Origin of the sequence: Sphingomonas sp. EC-HK361, from assembly GCF_902498785.1 — a bacterium.
In the GTDB taxonomy this organism is placed as follows: Bacteria; Pseudomonadota; Alphaproteobacteria; order Sphingomonadales; family Sphingomonadaceae; genus Sphingomonas.
In genome coordinates this window covers 236,557-252,516 of sequence record NZ_LR701494.1, presented here as the reverse complement: position 1 = coordinate 252,516, position 15,960 = coordinate 236,557, and the positions used below count along the sequence as shown (strand labels likewise).

Annotated in this window: 17 protein-coding genes, 2 tRNA genes and 1 pseudogene; 15 read left to right on the top strand and 5 right to left on the bottom strand. The window is 65.1% G+C overall.

Translation table 11 applies throughout. From position 1 onward, the window contains the following. Positions 1-41 precede the first annotated feature (41 nt). The 4 genes from BOS5A_RS08390 to BOS5A_RS08375 all read left to right on the top strand — a co-directional run bounded on the left by BOS5A_RS08390 (position 42) and on the right by BOS5A_RS08375 (position 1,675). Complete coding sequence (locus BOS5A_RS08390) at positions 42-362, top strand: TIGR02300 family protein (protein WP_151955910.1); 321 nt, start codon at positions 42-44, stop codon at positions 360-362. Positions 363-504: 142 nt separating this feature from the next. Beyond that, a tRNA-Ala gene (locus BOS5A_RS08385) sits at positions 505-580 on the top strand. A gap of 109 nt (positions 581-689) precedes the next feature. Continuing rightward, complete coding sequence (locus BOS5A_RS08380; RefSeq protein ID WP_199857300.1) at positions 690-1,424, top strand: acyl-CoA dehydrogenase; 735 nt, start codon at positions 690-692, stop codon at positions 1,422-1,424. A gap of 83 nt (positions 1,425-1,507) precedes the next feature. After that, entirely contained in the window at positions 1,508-1,675 is a 168-nt protein-coding gene (locus tag BOS5A_RS08375; protein ID WP_199857299.1) for a hypothetical protein, read from the top strand. A gap of 14 nt (positions 1,676-1,689) precedes the next feature. Here the strand turns inward: BOS5A_RS08375 and BOS5A_RS08370 are convergent. Continuing rightward, positions 1,690-1,779: transfer RNA gene (locus tag BOS5A_RS08370), tRNA-Ser, on the bottom strand. A gap of 208 nt (positions 1,780-1,987) precedes the next feature. Between BOS5A_RS08370 and BOS5A_RS08365 the strand changes: the two genes are divergently transcribed. The 10 genes from BOS5A_RS08365 to mazG are packed head-to-tail and all read left to right on the top strand — an operon-like array spanning position 1,988 to position 11,009. Next, positions 1,988-2,917, top strand: a complete 930-nt coding sequence (locus tag BOS5A_RS08365) for a lytic murein transglycosylase (protein WP_234419397.1) — start codon at positions 1,988-1,990, stop codon at positions 2,915-2,917. Continuing rightward, a complete protein-coding gene (locus BOS5A_RS08360) occupies positions 2,901-3,641 on the top strand; it encodes a septal ring lytic transglycosylase RlpA family protein (protein ID WP_151954768.1) in 741 nt (246 codons plus the stop codon). Before BOS5A_RS08365 ends, BOS5A_RS08360 begins: the two co-directional genes overlap by 17 nt. Before the next feature lie 24 nt (positions 3,642-3,665). Then, positions 3,666-4,841: a D-alanyl-D-alanine carboxypeptidase family protein gene (locus tag BOS5A_RS08355; RefSeq protein WP_151954767.1), complete on the top strand. Its 1,176-nt coding sequence runs from the start codon at positions 3,666-3,668 to the stop codon at positions 4,839-4,841. Between the two features lie 10 nt (positions 4,842-4,851). Then, entirely contained in the window at positions 4,852-5,478 is a 627-nt protein-coding gene (gene tmk, locus BOS5A_RS08350; protein WP_151954766.1) for a dTMP kinase, read from the top strand. Further along, a complete protein-coding gene (locus tag BOS5A_RS08345; RefSeq protein WP_151954765.1) occupies positions 5,475-6,455 on the top strand; it encodes an AAA family ATPase in 981 nt (326 codons plus the stop codon). The genes tmk and BOS5A_RS08345 overlap by 4 nt, the downstream gene beginning before the upstream one ends. 39 nt (positions 6,456-6,494) lie before the next feature. Further along, positions 6,495-8,048 (top strand): methionine--tRNA ligase, encoded by a 1,554-nt coding sequence (metG, locus tag BOS5A_RS08340; RefSeq protein WP_151954764.1) that lies wholly within the window; start codon positions 6,495-6,497, stop codon positions 8,046-8,048. Continuing rightward, a complete protein-coding gene (locus BOS5A_RS08335; RefSeq protein WP_151954763.1) occupies positions 8,048-8,824 on the top strand; it encodes a TatD family hydrolase in 777 nt (258 codons plus the stop codon). Before metG ends, BOS5A_RS08335 begins: the two co-directional genes overlap by 1 nt. Beyond that, on the top strand, positions 8,821-9,585 hold the full coding sequence (locus BOS5A_RS08330) for an MBL fold metallo-hydrolase (RefSeq protein ID WP_151954762.1): 765 nt from the start codon (positions 8,821-8,823) through the stop codon (positions 9,583-9,585). The genes BOS5A_RS08335 and BOS5A_RS08330 overlap by 4 nt, the downstream gene beginning before the upstream one ends. Further along, positions 9,582-10,190: a retropepsin-like aspartic protease family protein gene (locus BOS5A_RS08325; RefSeq protein ID WP_151954761.1), complete on the top strand. Its 609-nt coding sequence runs from the start codon at positions 9,582-9,584 to the stop codon at positions 10,188-10,190. Before BOS5A_RS08330 ends, BOS5A_RS08325 begins: the two co-directional genes overlap by 4 nt. A gap of 48 nt (positions 10,191-10,238) precedes the next feature. Continuing rightward, positions 10,239-11,009 (top strand): nucleoside triphosphate pyrophosphohydrolase, encoded by a 771-nt coding sequence (gene mazG / locus BOS5A_RS08320; RefSeq protein WP_151954760.1) that lies wholly within the window; start codon positions 10,239-10,241, stop codon positions 11,007-11,009. Here the strand turns inward: mazG and hflX are convergent. The 3 genes and pseudogenes from hflX to BOS5A_RS08305 form a co-directional block, all read right to left on the bottom strand. Continuing rightward, the gene (gene hflX, locus BOS5A_RS08315) at positions 10,996-12,282 is read right to left on the bottom strand and encodes a GTPase HflX (protein WP_151954759.1); all 1,287 of its coding nucleotides are present in this window, start codon (positions 12,280-12,282) and stop codon (positions 10,996-10,998) included. The two genes, mazG and hflX, sit on opposite strands and share 14 nt — an antisense overlap. A 10-nt stretch (positions 12,283-12,292) precedes the next feature. Continuing rightward, positions 12,293-12,868 (bottom strand): annotated as a pseudogene (hfq, locus tag BOS5A_RS08310) (RNA chaperone Hfq); the annotation flags it as partial. Between the two features lie 6 nt (positions 12,869-12,874). Next, entirely contained in the window at positions 12,875-14,230 is a 1,356-nt protein-coding gene (locus tag BOS5A_RS08305; RefSeq protein ID WP_151954757.1) for an AmpG family muropeptide MFS transporter, read from the bottom strand. A gap of 59 nt (positions 14,231-14,289) precedes the next feature. Here BOS5A_RS08305 and BOS5A_RS08300 point away from each other — a divergent pair, with 59 nt between their 5' ends. Continuing rightward, the gene (locus BOS5A_RS08300) at positions 14,290-15,429 is read left to right on the top strand and encodes an aromatic ring-hydroxylating oxygenase subunit alpha (RefSeq protein ID WP_151954756.1); all 1,140 of its coding nucleotides are present in this window, start codon (positions 14,290-14,292) and stop codon (positions 15,427-15,429) included. A gap of 6 nt (positions 15,430-15,435) precedes the next feature. Here the strand turns inward: BOS5A_RS08300 and BOS5A_RS08295 are convergent, their stop codons facing one another. Further along, positions 15,436-15,864: a response regulator gene (locus BOS5A_RS08295; RefSeq protein WP_151954755.1), complete on the bottom strand. Its 429-nt coding sequence runs from the start codon at positions 15,862-15,864 to the stop codon at positions 15,436-15,438. Between the last annotated feature and the right edge of the window lie 96 nt (positions 15,865-15,960).

The following is a 15,960-nucleotide window of genomic DNA, read 5'->3' as shown; positions in this document are numbered from 1 at the left end:
CAGCATTTTCCTTGACCCAATTTTACGAGGTAACACGCGGCATGATCAAGCCGGAATGGGGCACGAAGCGTACGTGCCCGAAATGCGCGACGCGTTTCTACGACCTGGAAAAGGATGATCCCGTCACCTGCATCAACTGCGGGTATGCCTGGGAGCCCGAGCCGATCCTGAAGTCGAAACAGCCCCTGCCGTTCGAACAGGCAAAGACCGAGAAGGCACCCGACAGTGATCTGGCGGGCGATGACGAAGATCTGGACATCGATACCGGTGAAGACGAGGAACCGTCGCCCGATGACGAGGTCGATCTGGGCGGCGATGACGACCTTGGCGTCGAAACAGAGAAGCAGGACGACGACAACTGATCGAAATTCGGGGCGTTCGCGTATCGCGGGCGCCTCGATAATCCTGCGACGATCGCAGCGATCCTTTTTTTGGCGATGGAGCGAAATGGCCCGTTGCCAAGCCCGCGAAGCCCGGTTAGGGGACGCGCCTTCCCGAGACGATGGGGCCGTAGCTCAGCTGGGAGAGCGCTGCAATGGCATTGCAGAGGTCAGGGGTTCGATCCCCCTCGGCTCCACCATCCTCCCGTAGATTTCCGTTCTTGCGCGCCGCAGTCGATGACTGACGGCGATTTTTCGTCGTGGATAGGCCGGTCACGCGTTGCGACGGACACGGCTGACGCGACGTCGTTGAGGAGACTGGCCGCCGCGCTCGGTGATGCGGCGGAGCGCTGGCGCAGCGGGTTCGTGCCACCGCTGGCGCACTGGCTCTATCATCTGCCCGAGGATGACCGGTCGGCGCTTGGCCCGGACGGACACCCGGCGCGCGGCGATTTCCTGCCACCGATCGCCGAGCCGAAGCGGATGTGGGCGGGCGGCCGCGTCGCCTTTCTGGCGCCGATCGCCATTGACGCCGTGATCGAGAAGCAAACGACCATTGCGGCGATTACCCGGAAACTGGGGCGGAGCGGCGCGATGACCTTGGTCACGCTCCGGCACGAGATTTCCACGGATGGAACGTGCGCGATCGAGGAGGAGCAGGACCTCGTCTTTCTTCCTCGCGCGCCGTTTGCACCGCCGCGTGCGATCGACGTGCCGGCGCCGGCCGCGTCGCGCGTGATGATGGCCGACGCGACGCTGCTCTTTCGATTTTCCGCGCTGACCTTCAATGCGCACCGGATTCATTATGATCGCGACTATGCGCGAGACGTCGAGGGCTATCCTGATCTCGTCGTCCACGGCCCGCTCCAGGCGATGTTTTTGATGAATTTCGCATTGGAGAACGGCGCTCGGCCCAGCCGGTTTGCCTATCGCGGGCACGCGCCGCTGATCGTCGATCGCCCGTTCACCGTTGCGCGCAACGGGCCGTTTCTGTGGGTGCGCGATGATAGCGGGACGGTGACGATGACGGCACGGATCGACTGAAATTCCGTCCCATCGGCGGACAGTCTCGCGTTAACCCTCAATAGCGCGCGACCGAATCGTAAACGCGGCGTTAACGTCGCGCCATGACCAGAAATTTCGTCCTGACCAACGAGGGGGCCGGACACCCCTTTCGCCGCCGGATGCCTCCGGTTCGTATCGCTCCGGCACCGCGCGGAGACGATCACGACCTGAAGCTGTTCGTGCTCAGCTTCACGGCATTCTTCATCTGCTTCTACACGTTCATCATGTAAGACATTGAAGACGCTGGCGGAGAGGGTGGGATTCGAACCCACGGTGAGCGTGAACCCACGGCGGTTTTCAAGACCGCTGCCTTAAACCACTCGGCCACCTCTCCGCAGCCGCGCCGCTTCTGACCGGGTGCGCCCGCTTGTGCAAGACCCGCGACGACCGGTTTATGGCTTCGGCCGCGACTGTGGCACTGTTCGGCCATGGCTTTTTGGGGGGATCGGGCGCGGCGCGCTCGTAATTCGATAGCGGCGATCATTCTGGCGGCGACGGGAGGGCCCGCGCTGGCGCAGGACGATGCCGGCTTTGCGCGATACATGGTGGAGCTTCGCCAGCAGGCGCTGGCGCAGGGCGTGTCGACGCGCACGGTGGACGCGGTGTTCCCGACGCTCAGCTACAATCCACGCGTGGTTGAGCTCGATCAGGCGCAGCCCGGCAACCCCAATTCCACGACCGTGTCGATGTTCGCGCCCTACCGGATCAAGCATGTCGATGCGGCGCGTATCGGACGGGGACGCTCGACCTATCAGGCGCAGCGTAGCCGGCTCGCGCGGATCGAGAACGAAACCGGGGTGCCGGAATCGATAATGGTCGCGATCTGGGGGCATGAGACCAATTACGGCAGCTATACCGGGGATTTCGATCTGCTGCGCAGCCTCGCCACGCTCGCTTATGAGGGGCGCCGACGCGCGCTGTTCTCGGGCGAGTTCATCGCGGGACTCAAGATGCTCGACCGCGGCGTGACGCGCAGCGAACTCAAGGGCAGCTGGGCCGGCGCGACCGGTAACCCGCAATTCCTGCCTTCGATCTATCTGCGCCTCGCCCGCGACGGCGACGGGGACGGCCGCGCCGATATCTGGAACAGCCCCGCCGACACGCTGGCTTCGATCGCGAACTATTTCGTCAACGCCGGCTGGCGGCCAGGCCAGCCATGGGGCGTCGCCGTCGATGTGCCCGCCAGCTTCAACCGGTCCGAAGTGACGAACCGCATGGTCTCGCCGCGCTGCCCACGCGTGTTCGAGCGACATAGTGGCTGGCGGACGATGGCCGAATGGCGTGCGCTCGGCATCCGGCCGCGGGACGGGCGCTGGCCGGGCGATAGCGTGATGGCGACGCTGCTGGAGGCGGACGGCCCCGGCAAGACCGCGTATCTGCTGACCAGCAACTACCGCGTCATCCTCGATTACAATTGCTCGAATTTCTATGCACTTTCAGTAGGGTTGCTAGCCGATGCGATCGCTGGCTGAGATGCTCGCCCTCGCGCTGTGGGCCTCGATCGCCGGCGGCACGGCGATGGCTGCGCCGACCGCTGTGTCGTTCGACCGGGTGGGCGTTGCCACCTGGTATGGCGAGGAGCTCAAAGGCGCGAGGACCGCGTCAGGCACGCCGTTCGATCCGTCCGCGGTCACCGCTGCCCACCGGACGCTGCCGCTCAACTCCTATGTCGAGGTGACCGCGCTCGATACCGGCCGGACGCTGCTGGTGCTGGTGAACGATCGTGGACCCGGCCGGCGCGACCGTGAGATCGATCTGTCGCGCCGGGCGGCGCAAATGCTCGGCATCGATCGCAATCCGAAGGCGCTGGTGCGGATTCGCGCGGTGCAGCCACGCGCCGATGAGATCGCCGCTCAGCGCAAGGGCAGCGCGACGCTGCGCCTCGACGCTTCGCCCGAACTCCTCGCCGCGTTGAAGCGCTATCGCTCCGGCGACCGACCCGGAGCAATCCCCGCTGCGATGCCGCTGCAGCCCGTGCTGGTCGAGGATGCGCGATACACCGTTCGCGTCGCGACCTTTTCGAACAAGGTCCGCGCAAAGGCACTTGCGGACTCGCTCCACGGCCAAGCCGTCAGCGATGACGGACTTTGGCGCGTGGAAACCGGCCCCTTCACGGGCGGTCGCGCCGCGCAACGCGCACGTGACGCCGCGGCGGCACGCGGCTATGGCGATGCCCGCATCGTTGCTTTCGACTGACTTTCGAACGGATTTGTTTCTCCCATGACCAGAATTGCCGCCGCGCTCGCCCTCCCGCTCGTTGCCATCGTTGGCGCCTATCCCTCGACGGCTGCGGCGCCTGCGCCGCAGTTCCAGACCGAAGCGCCGGTCGCCTACATGACCGACCTTTCGTCAGGCGCGGTGCTGTTCGAGCGTGATGCCGACCGCCGCATGCCGCCGGCGTCGATGGCGAAGATGATGACCGTCTATGTCGCGTTCGACATGGTCGCGAAGGGCGAGTTGAAGCTCGATACCGAATTCACGATGCAGCCCGACACGTGGAAGAAGTGGCATGCGCAGGGATCGACGATGTTCCTGTCGTCTGGCGAGAAGGTCAGCGTCGCAAATCTGCTCTACGGCATCGTCACGCTGTCGGGGAACGACGCGTGCATCGTGCTGGCGGAAGGAATCTCGGGGACCGAGGCGGCGTTCGTCGATCGCATGAACCAGATGCGCGACAAGCTGAAGCTGACGAACAGCAATTTCGGTACCGCGAACGGCTGGCCCGACAACGGCGTGACCTATGTGTCGGCGCGCGATCTCGGCACGCTCGCTGCCCGCACGATCGAGGATTATCCCAAGCTCTACAAGCAGTTCTATTCGCGCCCTGACTTTACCTGGGGCAAGACGCTCGGCTCGGGCGATGCGATCACCCAAGCGAACCGTGATCCGCTGCTCGGACGGGTCGCTGGCGCCGATGGCCTGAAGACCGGACATACCGAAGAGGCCGGCTACGGCTTTACCGGCTCGGCCGAACAGAATGGTCGCCGCCTCGTGATGGTGCTGGCAGGCATGACGAGCTGGAACCAGCGCGTGAACGATTCGGTGCGCTTCATGGAATGGGGTTTTCGCGCTTGGCAGGCGAAGCCCGTCGTGAAGCAGGGTCGCAAGGTCGCCGACGCCGCCGTTCAGCTGGGCGATGCCTCGACCGTCGGGCTCGTCGCCCCGCGCAACCTCACCGTCACGCTGCCCGCGGGCATGACCCCGCAGATGCAGGGCAAGGTCGTCTATCAGGGTCCGATCAAGGCACCGATCAAGGCCGGCACGCATGTCGCCGATCTCGTCATCACCTCGCCCGGCCTGCCACAGCAGACACTGCCGCTGGTCGCCGAAAAGGATGTCGGCGAGGCCGGTTTCTTCGGTCGCGCCTGGGCTGGCCTGACCGGCTTGTTCGGCTGAGGCGGGGCGGATGATCGGTCGCTTCCTCTCGCTGGAGGGCGGGGAAGGGGCGGGCAAATCCACGCAGGCGCGGGCGCTCGCCGCGGCTCTGGAGGCGCGCGGGGTCCACACCCTCGTCACGCGCGAACCCGGCGGCAGCGAGGGCGCGGAGGCGATCCGCGCGTTGCTGATGCAGGGCGATGTCGCGCGCTGGAGCCCGCATACCGAGGCGCTGCTGTTCGCGGCGGCGCGCGCCGACCATGTCGAAAAGACGATCCGGCCGGCCGTAGCCGCGGGCAGCTGGGTTATCTGCGATCGCTTTCTAGACTCGACGCGGGCCTACCAGGGAGTCGCGGGCGGGATCGACGATGCCGCGATTCTGGCGCTCCACGCGTTCGGCAGCCGGGGACTTTTGCCCGACCGGACCTTCGTCCTTCATCTGCCCGCCGCGGACGGCGCACGGCGCGCGGAAGGACGGGACGGCGCCGCAGCGGATCGGTTCGCCGCGCGCGAGGCCGGCTTCCATGCCGACGTGGCGCGCGCGTTCGAAGGCTTTGCGGCGCGCGAGCCGGAGCGATTCCGGATGATCGATGCCGGCGTGGCGCCCGGAGCCGTCACCGCAGCACTTCTCGCCGGGTTGGCCGACTGGCTGCCATGACGTCACTCTACGGCAACGCCGCCGCCCGCGCCGCGTTCGGGGCAGCGATCGACAGTGGCGTCCTGCATCACGCCTGGCTGTTTGCCGGTCCGGAGGGCGTCGGCAAGGGCAGCTTCGCAGTGGCCGCCGCACTCCGCCTGCTGGCCGAAGGGGCGGCGCCCGGCGTGCGGTTTTCCGACTTTGACGTGCCGAGCGATCATCCGGCAGCATCGCTGATCGCCGCGGGATCGCATCCCGATTTCCGGCGTCTCACTCGCTTGCCCAAGGACGCCGACAAGCCCGATGGCGAGCGCGCGCGCAGCATCACCATTGCGCAGGTTCGCGCGTTGCTGCCGATGTTGGCGACCACGCCGTCGCTGTCGCCGCGCCGGGTCATCGTCATCGATGCGATCGACGATCTGGAGCGGGGCGGCGCCAACGCACTCCTCAAGAGCCTGGAAGAGCCGCCCGCGGGCACGATTTTCCTCCTCGTCAGCCACGCGCCAGGACGATTGCTGCCGACGGTCCGCTCGCGCTGCCGGATCCTCCGCTTCGAGCCGCTGGACGATGCCGACATGCGGGCGGCGCTGCGGTCGGAACTGCCGGACGCATCAGCCGAAGAGATCGATGCCTTGGCGCACGCCGGTGACGGCGCGCCGGGCAGGGCGCTCCGCTATGCCGGGCTCGATCTGCCGGCGATCGATACCGCGCTGGCGGGCTTTGCGCGCGATGGCGATCCGGGCAATACGGCCCGGGCGCGACTGGCGAAGGCGCTGTCGCTTAAGGCCGCGCAGCCTCGATACGAGCTCTTTCTGGATCGCGCCCCGACGATGATCGCCGAGGCCGCGGCGCACCGTCGCGGCGAAAGCCTGCGCACCGCGCTCGACGCCTATGATGCGGCGCGCGAGCTTGCCGGCGCCGCACGCGGGCTGTCGCTCGACGCGCAGGGCACGGTGTTCGAGATGGCGGGGATCGTCGCGCGTCTCGCCTGTGCCTAGCCGCTTCACGCCGCGCGCGCGTTGTTCTAGGGGACGCGGATGGGCGACCCCTTCTATATCACCACCGCGATCAGCTACCCCAATGGACGGCCGCACATCGGCCACGCCTATGAGGCGATCGCCGCCGATGCGCTCGCGCGCTTCCAGCGCCAGCGTGGTCGCGACGTCCGCTTCCAGACCGGCACCGACGAGCACGGACTGAAGATGGTGCAAGCCGCGCGCGAGGCCGGCAAGCGCGTCGAGGATCTTGCTGCAGAAATGTCATCGCACTTCAAGGCGATGTGCGATGCGCTTGATATCAGCTACGATCGATTCATCCGCACCACCGAACCTGCGCATCACCGCGCCAGCCAGGCGATCTGGGAAGCAATGGCGGCTGCGGGCGACCTCTATCTCGATCGTTACGAGGGCTGGTATTCGGTTCGTGACGAAGCCTTTTATGACGAGAAGGAGCTCGTCGTCGGGGAAGGGGGCGCGAAACTCTCTCCGCAAGGCACGCCGGTCGAATGGACCGCTGAGGAGACGTGGTTCTTCCGTCTCTCGAAATATCAGCAGCCGCTGCTCGATCTCTACGCGTCACAACCGGACTTCATCCGTCCCGAGAGCCGGCGCAATGAAGTTGTCCGTTTCGTCGAAGGCGGGCTTTCGGACCTGTCGGTTTCCCGTACGAGCTTCCATTGGGGCGTTCCGGTCCCGGGCAGCGATGGCCATGTGATGTATGTCTGGGTCGATGCGTTGACCAATTATCTCACCGGGACCGGCTATCCCGATACGACCGGCGACAACCGCTACTGGCCGGCCGATCTTCATTTGATCGGCAAGGATATCGTTCGTTTTCATGCCGTTTACTGGCCGGCATTCCTGATGTCTGCAAAGATCGCTCTGCCGAAGACAGTGTTCGGCCACGGCTTCCTGCTCCACCGGGGCGAGAAGATGTCGAAGAGCCTTGGCAACGTCGTTGATCCGAGTGAATTGGCCGACGCATTCGGGATCGATGCACTGCGTTATTTCCTGTTGCGCGAAGTGAGCTTCGGCCAGGATGGAAGCTATTCGGCCGAAGCGATCGTGACCCGCGTCAACGCCGAGCTCGCCAACGCGTTCGGCAACCTCGCGCAGCGAACCTTGTCGTTCATTGCCAAGAACCTGGATGGCGAGTTTCCCAAGTCGGGCAAGCCCGAGGACGCCGATGGAATTCTGATCGAGGAAGTTATCGTCGCGGCAGCGGCGATGAAGGCGGCATTCGAGGATCTGGCGCTTAGCCAGGGCGTAGAGGCGTGGCTGCGCGGCGTCTTTGCGTGCAACCAGTATATCGATGCGCGGGCGCCGTGGGCGCTGCGCAAGACCGATCCCGACCGGATGCACGCGGTGCTCCGCACGCTGGTCCGGGCCATCCGTATTCTCGCGATCACGATCCTGCCCGTCGTGCCGACCGCAGCGGCAAAGGTGCTCGACCAGATCGGTGCCGATGCGCGCGATCATGCGGCGATCGATGATGACGGCTGGTATGAGGCGCAGGCCGCCAGCGGTTTCCGCATCGCACCGCCGACCCCGGTGTTTCCACGGCTGGAGTTGCCCGCTGAGGTAAACCCGTAGTGCTCGCCGACAGCCATTGTCATCTGAATTACAAGGGCTTGGTCGAGGATCAGCGCGCGGTGCTCGAGCGCGCCCGCGCTCGCGGCGTTACCGCGATGCTCAACATATCCACCCGTGAGCGCGAATGGGACGATATCGTCGCGACCGCGGAGCGTGAGCCGGATGTGTGGGCCAGCATCGGCATCCATCCGCATGAGGCTGATGCCCATTCCGAAATTGATGTCGCCAAACTCGTAGCGCGCGCAGCACATCCGCGGGTCGTTGGCCTGGGCGAAACCGGGCTCGATTATTTCTACGACCATTCCGACCGCGCCCGTCAGGCGGCGAGCTTTCGCACCCACATCGCGGCCGCGCGCGAAACCGGCCTCCCGGTCATCGTCCACACTCGCGATGCGGAGGACGAGACCGCCTCGATCCTGCGAGACGAACTGGGGAAGGGCACCTATACCGGCGTCATCCACTGCTTTACCGGCACCGGCGCCTTTGCCGATATCGCGCTCGACCTTGGCTTCTACATCTCGATCTCGGGTATCGTGACGTTCAAGAATGCGCGCGAGCTTCAGGAAACCGCCGCGCGGCTACCGATCGATCGCCTGCTTATCGAAACCGATGCTCCGTTCCTTGCGCCCGTCCCGCATCGTGGCAAGACCGGCGAGCCAGCCTTTGTGGCGGACACAGCGGCGTTTCTCGCCGATCTCCGCGGTGAAAATGTCACAGAACTAAAGGCAATTACCGCGCGCAACTTCCACACCTTGTTCGCCAGGACCAAGGCGTGAAGGTTCGCATTCTCGGCTCGGGCACCTCGTCGGGCGTGCCGAGAATCGGGAATGATTGGGGTGCATGCGACCCGCAGGAACCACGCAACCGGCGCACCCGCGCGTCGGTCCTCGTTCAGAGCAAGCACACGACGATCCTGGTCGATACCAGCCCGGATATGCGCGAGCAACTACTGGCGGCAAATGTAGGCGCACTCGACGCCGTCATCTGGACGCACGATCATGCCGACCACACGTTCGGCATCGATGACCTTCGTCAAGTCTACCACATGATCGGGCGCCCGGTGAAAGGCTATGCGCGACCGCAGACGATCGCGGCTTTGCGTCACCGCTTCGACTATGTGTTTGAAGGGGCTCACGGCTATCCGCCGACGGTCGATCTCCAGCCGCTGCCCGATCGCCTGACGATCGGCGACATCGCGATCGGTGTGGCCGATCAACCTCATGGCGGAATCGACACCGCCGGTCTTCGCTTCAGTCATGACGACAAACATGCCGGTTATGCCACGGATTTTCATAACCTAACCGATGCGATGGCGGCGCTCTACAGCGGGCTTGACGTGTGGGTCGTAGATGCGCTGCGCCGGCGCGAACACCCATCGCATCCGACCCTGGAGCAGGCGCTGAGCTGGATAGGACAGCTTCAGCCCCGGCGCGCTGCGCTCATCCATATGGACCAGTCGATGGACTACCGGACGCTGTGCGAAGAACTCCCGAAGGGCGTCGAGCCGGGGTTCGACGGTCTGGAGTTTCATCTGTGAATGACCAGACCGGTCAGGCGATGATCTATGCGCTGATGCTTATCCTGCCGCTGTCAGCGCTCCTGGCACGTCGCGTGCCGATCGGCGCGACGGTAAAAATGGCGCTGGCATGGCTCGCGATCTTTGTCGTCGGCCTGCTGCTCGTCGCGCAGCAGGATCGCATCAAACCCTATTGGCAGCGCGCAAGCACCGCCTTGCTGGACAGCGACCAGCGGGTTTCCGGCGAGACGGTGCGCATCGCGATGGCCGCCGACGGCCATTTCTGGGCGCAGGCGGATATCAATGGCGTGCGGCGACGCATGCTCATCGACAGCGGCGCGACGACGACTGCGCTTTCCGTCGATGCGGCGCGCGCAGCCGGCATCGATGTCGACGAGAGTCCGCTGCCGGTGATGATCGAAACCGCCAACGGAACGATCACGGCAAGGACCGCGACGGCGAAGCGCCTGCAGGTCGGCGGCATCGTCGCGCGCGATCTGCCGGTGGTGGTGTCCGATGCGTTCGACGAAACCGACGTGATCGGGATGAACTTCCTGTCGCGACTGGAAGGCTGGCGGGTCGAGGGCACCACGCTTATCCTCCAACCGAAACACGCCGACAATTAACATAATATATATTATCGGTATATCTGATTTGCCGAAAGGACCCATCCGTTGATCGATCGGCTCATCGCCATCATGGCCCGCCTGCGTCACCCTGAATACGGATGCGAATGGGATCGCGCGCAGACATTTGCGACGATCGCACCCTATACGATCGAGGAAGCCTATGAGGTCGCCGATGCCATCGCGCGCAACGACACCGATGATCTGAAGGACGAGCTCGGCGACCTGCTGCTTCAGGTCATTTTCCACGCTCGCATGGCCGAGGAAGCCGGCGCGTTTGCGTTCGCCGATGTGGTCGAAGCGATCAGCGACAAGATGGAGCGGCGCCATCCCCATATCTTCGGTAACGCGGCGGTCTCGCCCGGTTGGGAAGCGATCAAGGCGGCCGAACGGAGCGAGAAATCGACGCACGGCGCGCTGGGTGGAGTCGCAGCCGGGCTACCCGCGCTCCTACGCGCCGAAAAGCTGCAGCGCCGCGCGGCGCGTGTCGGGTTCGACTGGCCGGATGCGGCCGGTCCCCGCGCGAAGATCGATGAGGAACTCGCAGAGATCGAGGCGGCCGGGCCGGCAGAGGTCGAGGGCGAAGTCGGCGACCTCCTATTCGCCATCGTCAATTGGGCGCGGCACTTGGACGTCGATCCGGAATCGGCTTTGCGCGCGGCCAACGCGAAGTTCGAAATGCGCTTCCGTGCGATGGAAGCGGTCGCCGGCGATGCCTTTCCAGGCCTGTCGCTCGACGCTAAGGAGGAGCTATGGTTTCAGGTGAAGAAGGCCAGTCAACCCACGGATATTGCGGAAGATGAGGTCACCGCCGGTTGAAGCGTTCGTAATCGCGTTCAGCCAACCGCACGTCGTAGACGGAGCGTTCGCCGTCCACATAATGCGCGAGGACCTCGCCGTGCGCATGAAGCCATGCCGCGCCGGCCCCGTCCGAGGCGTCCAGCGCGACGGTGTAGCGGCGATGTCCCTTGGTCAGTAGCTCGCTAACCGCCGCGATCAGCGTGTTAGTCCCCTCCCCGGTCAGCGCCGACAGCGCGACGACATTGTCCCGCCGCGAGGCGTCGGCCAGCAGCGTATTGCGGCGTTCGGCGTCGAAAAGGTCCAGCTTGTTCCAGACCTCGATTGTCGGCGTTCCCTCGGGCACGCCGATCTCGCCCAGCACCGCCTCGACGTCCGCGCGCTGCGCCTCGCTGTCGGGATGCGCCACGTCGCGGACGTGGATCAGCAGATCGGCGGATACGACCTCCTCCAGCGTCGCCTTGAACGCTGCGACCAGCTGGGTCGGAAGTTCGGACACGAACCCGACAGTGTCCGATAGGATCGCCTTGTCGATCCCGGGGAGCGAGATCTGGCGCAACGTCGGGTCCAGCGTCGCGAACAGCAAGTCCTTCGCCATGACGTCAGCGCCTGTCAGCCGATTGAAAAGGGTCGACTTTCCAGCATTCGTGTAGCCTACGAGGGCGATGACCGGCCACGGCGCACGCTGACGGCGATCGCGGTGCAGCCCGCGAGTCCGCGTCACTTGCTCGAGCTCGCGCCGCAGGCGGGCCATGCGATCGCGGATCAGCCGCCGATCCGCCTCGATCTGGGTTTCGCCGGGGCCGCCGAGGAAGCCGAACCCACCACGCTGGCGCTCGAGATGGGTCCAGCTTCGCACCAGCCGCCCGGCCTGATAGTCGAGATGCGCGAGTTCGACCTGCAGCCGCCCTTCCGCGGTCGCCGCGCGCTCGCCGAAGATTTCCAGGATAAGGCCGGTGCGGTCGATGACCTTCGCCTCGATCGCCTTTTCCAGATTCCGCTGCTGTATGGGCGTGAGCGCGGCGTCGAAAACGACCAGATCCGCTTCCTCCATCCGTGCGGAGGCAGCCAGCGCCTCGACCTGCCCCGACCCGATCAGCGTCGCCGGGCGCGGCGCCCGGACGCGGATCGCGTGCTTGTCGGCGACGACGATCCCGATCGCCTCGGCCAGACCAGCCGTTTCCTCCAGTCGCGCCTCCGCGTCGCGCGATGACGCGCCCTGGTCCGGATAGACGATAAGCGCCCGCGCCCCGCGAGAGAACTCGTCGCGGTCGCGTTCGAAGCCGGTACTCAATCGATGATCCTTAGTTGTCGTCGGATTCTTCCGGCTCGTCAGCAAGATTCAGCGGACGCGAAGGCTGGATGGTCGATACCGCGTGTTTGTAGACGAGCTGCGCCATGCCATCGCGGTGCAGCAGCATACAGAACAGGTCATAGGCGGCGATCCCGCCCTGCAGCATCACGCCGTTGACCAGGAACATGGTGACCGGGTCTTCCGACTTCCTTACCGCGTTGAGGAAAACCTCCTGCAACAACGGCTGCTTGCGGGGCACTTCTCCCATCGCGTCGACGATTCCGGCCACGTCGATGGGCCCCGATGGCATGATGGTGGAGATCGCATGCTTGTAGATCAGCTGCGACTGGCCGTCGCGGCGCAGCAGCACCGAGAAATTGTCGAACCACGTCACGATGCCCTGGAGCTTCACGCCCTTGACGAGAAACATCGTGACCGGCGCCTTGGATCGGCGCAGCGAGTTCAGGAACAGATCCTGAAGCGAGCTCTGTTTTTCGGCCATGTGCGTAGGTCCTTGCTTTTGGCGGAGTTTGCCCCGCGGTGCGCCGGTTCCCCCGGCGTCGGACGCAGCCCCCGTTGGACCCGCGCCGCGCTAATCTAGGGTCGCACCCCCCGAAGGTCCAGCGCGCGCATCGCCTTCGCCGACCGTTCCCGCGGTGCCGATCGATTGATCGATCAACCCGGCGCGCATCATCCACCAGAAGAGGAAGACGCCCGGTAGCGCGACGACCGTCGTCAGCAGGTAGAAATCGACATAGCCGATGCTCTCGACAAGCCCGCCCGCCGTCGTGCCGCTCAGGAAACGGCCGACGATGCTGGAGGCGGCGGAAATCAGCGCATATTGGGCGGCGGTGAAGCGCAGATTCGCCAGCGCGGAGAAATAGGCGACGACGGTGACGCCGCCGATTCCGCTCGAAAAATTCTCGAACCCGATCGCGCTCGCCATGCCGATATTGGAATGGCCGGCGGCGGCCAGCCCTGCAAAACTGAGATTGGAGATCGCCATCAGGACAAGGCTGATGAGGACCGATCGCTTCATGCCAAGCCGCGCATACATCACGCCGCCCACGAACACGCCGATCAGCAGCGCCCAGAAGCCGACGCCCACGTCGTAGATCGCGATCTCGTCCTTGCTGAAGCCCAGATCGTTGAACAGCAGCCGGAAGGTAAGATTGGCGAGCGTGTCGCCGATCTTGTGGATGAGAATGAAGACCAGCACCAGCACCGCGCCGCGCCGCTGGAAGAATTCCGCGAACGGACCGATAATTGCGGTGCCGATATCGAGGCGCGGCCGCTTGGCGGTAACTTCCTCGTGCCGCTTGGACTCGCCCATGAACAGCGCGACGAGCAAGGCCGGTGCGGCAAAGACCGCACTGAACATGTAGGCCGTCGTCCAGCCCGCGCGTGCCGCGATGACCAGCGCGAGCGCGCCAAGCAGCGCGGAACCGATCCGCCATCCATATTGGCCCATCCCTGCGCCCACGCCGAGCTGGCGCGGCTCGAGCAGCTCGATCCGGTAGGCGTCGATGACGATGTCGAAACTTGCCCCCGCAAATCCGAGCAGCAGCGCGGCGGTCGCAGTGCTGGCAAGCGAAACCTTCGGATCGGCAAGCCCCAGGTTGAACGTGGCGATCACGACGAGCGCCGCAAGCACGATCAGCCACGACACGCGTTGTCCCAGCCGGCCGAGGACCGGGATCCGCACCCCCTCGATGATCCATGCCCACAGGAACTTCAGATTATAGGTGAGGATGACGAGCGCGAAGGCGGTGACGCTCTTCTTCTCGATCCCCGCTTCGGCAAGGCGGCTGGCGAGCGTGCTGTTGATCATCGTCAGCGGAAAGGCGGACGACAGGCCCAGTGCGAGTGACGCGATCGGCGCCTTTTCCAGATACGGCCGCACGCCGTCCCACCATGTCGCTCCGCGAACGCTTACGCCGTCACTCAAGGCTTGCTCCCCTCACCCAAGCAGAGAACACTAGGGGTCTAAGGACGGAGAGGAAAGGCATGAACGCAACCAGAGGTCGCCTAGCCCCCACATCCGGCCAGCTCGCGCTGGCGGCGCGGCTGGCGCAAGGCGGCTCTCGCGCGGCGGATGCTATCACGCATGTGAATGCTGACGCCTATACGTCGCCCGGGCGCCACGCGGCGGAGCAAGCGCAGATCTTCGCGTGCACGCCACTCGTGATCGCGCCGTCCGCGCTCTTGCCCGAGCGTAACATGTCGGTTCCGCATGACGGGTTCGGCAAGCCCCTGCTGATCGCGCGCGACAAGGACGGAGAGGCGCACGTCCTTCTGAACGTCTGCCGACATCGAGGCACGCGGCTCGTCGAGGGCACCGAGAGGATTTGCGCGCCGCGGCTCACCTGCCCCTATCACGCCTGGACGTACTCCCTCGACGGCGCGCTGACCGGACTGCCGCGACCTGACAGCTTTCCCGGCCTCGACAAGCGCGATTTCGCGCTAAAGCATCTGCCGACGCGTGAGGCGGGCGGGCTCATCTGGTTCGCCTTCAACGACGACGCCGATTTTGCCGAGGCGGACGAGTTGGGTCAGGATTTCGATGCGTTCGGACTTGCTGGCCAATATCTCTTTCGCCGCCGCACCCATGATGTGGCTGCGAACTGGAAACTCATCATGGATGCGTTTCTGGAAAGCTATCACGTCCAGCGCCTGCATGCGGCGACGATCGGCAAATTCTTCCGGGACGGCGTCGCTACCGGAGACATGATCGGGCCGCACCAGCGCTCGGCCGTCGGGCGGGACGTGTCGGCGGAGGCTGTCGCCGCCGAAGACTGGCCCACGCTTCGCTCGGCGATCACCTACACCTACCAGATGTTCCCGGGCACGATCCTGATCGTCAGCCCCGATTATGTGAACCTCATGACCCTGATGCCGCAGGCGCACGACCGCGTGTTGGTGGAGGATTTCATGCTCATTCCCGAGGCGCTCGCAACCGAAAAGGCACTGGACCACTGGGAGCGTAGCTGGAACCTCCTGGACGGCGGCGTCTTCGCCAGCGAGGACTTCCGAGCCGCTGCGCTTGGCCAGCAGGGCCTGCAGTCGGGCGCGATCGATCGGATCACGCTCGGCACGCTCGAAGCCGGTATCCGCACCTTTCACGATCAGGTCGAGGCGCGTCTGTAGCGCGTCTCAGGCAGCAACACCGAACAGCGTGAATCCGCTCGGCAGGCGGCGCGGCGGTTTGCCCGCGCGCACCTTCTCGCACGTCTCGATCGCCGACAGCAATCCGCGCTGCGTATAGGGCTTGCTGAGCCACCCGATCGCCAGCGCCTCCGCCTCCTGAGGGGCATGCCCGGTCACGAACAGGACAGGAATCGATCGGGCCTGGGCCGCTCGGGCGACGTCCAGCCCGCTGCCGTCCGCCAGCGAGACGTCGACCAGCACCAGGTGAACCTCACTATCCCCCTCGAGCACCGCCACGGCGTCGGCGACCCGATCGACCGTAGCGACCACCACATATTCCTGCTCGGTCAGCAGATGCTCGGCATCGAACGCGATCAGCGGCTCGTCCTCGACGACGAGGAGACGCAGGATCTGACGCTTCTTCTTCCCGAACATGTCCCGCTCCACCCGCGCCGTGCCGCCACGGCCCGCACGCGATATTCGCCTTTTGTCCCATAACGCCGCGCGGGCGAATCGGCTGCAAAATATTCT

Bases quoted from the DNA above. Each gene is read 5' to 3' on its own strand.
- BOS5A_RS08375 (WP_199857299.1), top strand. From the start codon at position 1,508: ATGACCAGAAATTTCGTCCTGACCAACGAGGGGGCCGGACACCCCTTT.
- metG (WP_151954764.1), top strand. From the start codon at position 6,495: ATGGGCGACCCCTTCTATATCACCACCGCGATCAGCTACCCCAATGGA.
- BOS5A_RS08345 (WP_151954765.1), top strand. From the start codon at position 5,475: ATGACGTCACTCTACGGCAACGCCGCCGCCCGCGCCGCGTTCGGGGCA.
- BOS5A_RS08295 (WP_151954755.1), bottom strand. From the start codon at position 15,864: ATGTTCGGGAAGAAGAAGCGTCAGATCCTGCGTCTCCTCGTCGTCGAG.
- BOS5A_RS08300 (WP_151954756.1), top strand. From the start codon at position 14,290: ATGAACGCAACCAGAGGTCGCCTAGCCCCCACATCCGGCCAGCTCGCG.
- tmk (WP_151954766.1), top strand. From the start codon at position 4,852: ATGATCGGTCGCTTCCTCTCGCTGGAGGGCGGGGAAGGGGCGGGCAAA.
- BOS5A_RS08355 (WP_151954767.1), top strand. From the start codon at position 3,666: ATGACCAGAATTGCCGCCGCGCTCGCCCTCCCGCTCGTTGCCATCGTT.
- BOS5A_RS08365 (WP_234419397.1), top strand. From the start codon at position 1,988: ATGGTGGAGCTTCGCCAGCAGGCGCTGGCGCAGGGCGTGTCGACGCGC.
- BOS5A_RS08360 (WP_151954768.1), top strand. From the start codon at position 2,901: ATGCGATCGCTGGCTGAGATGCTCGCCCTCGCGCTGTGGGCCTCGATC.
- BOS5A_RS08390 (WP_151955910.1), top strand. From the start codon at position 42: ATGATCAAGCCGGAATGGGGCACGAAGCGTACGTGCCCGAAATGCGCG.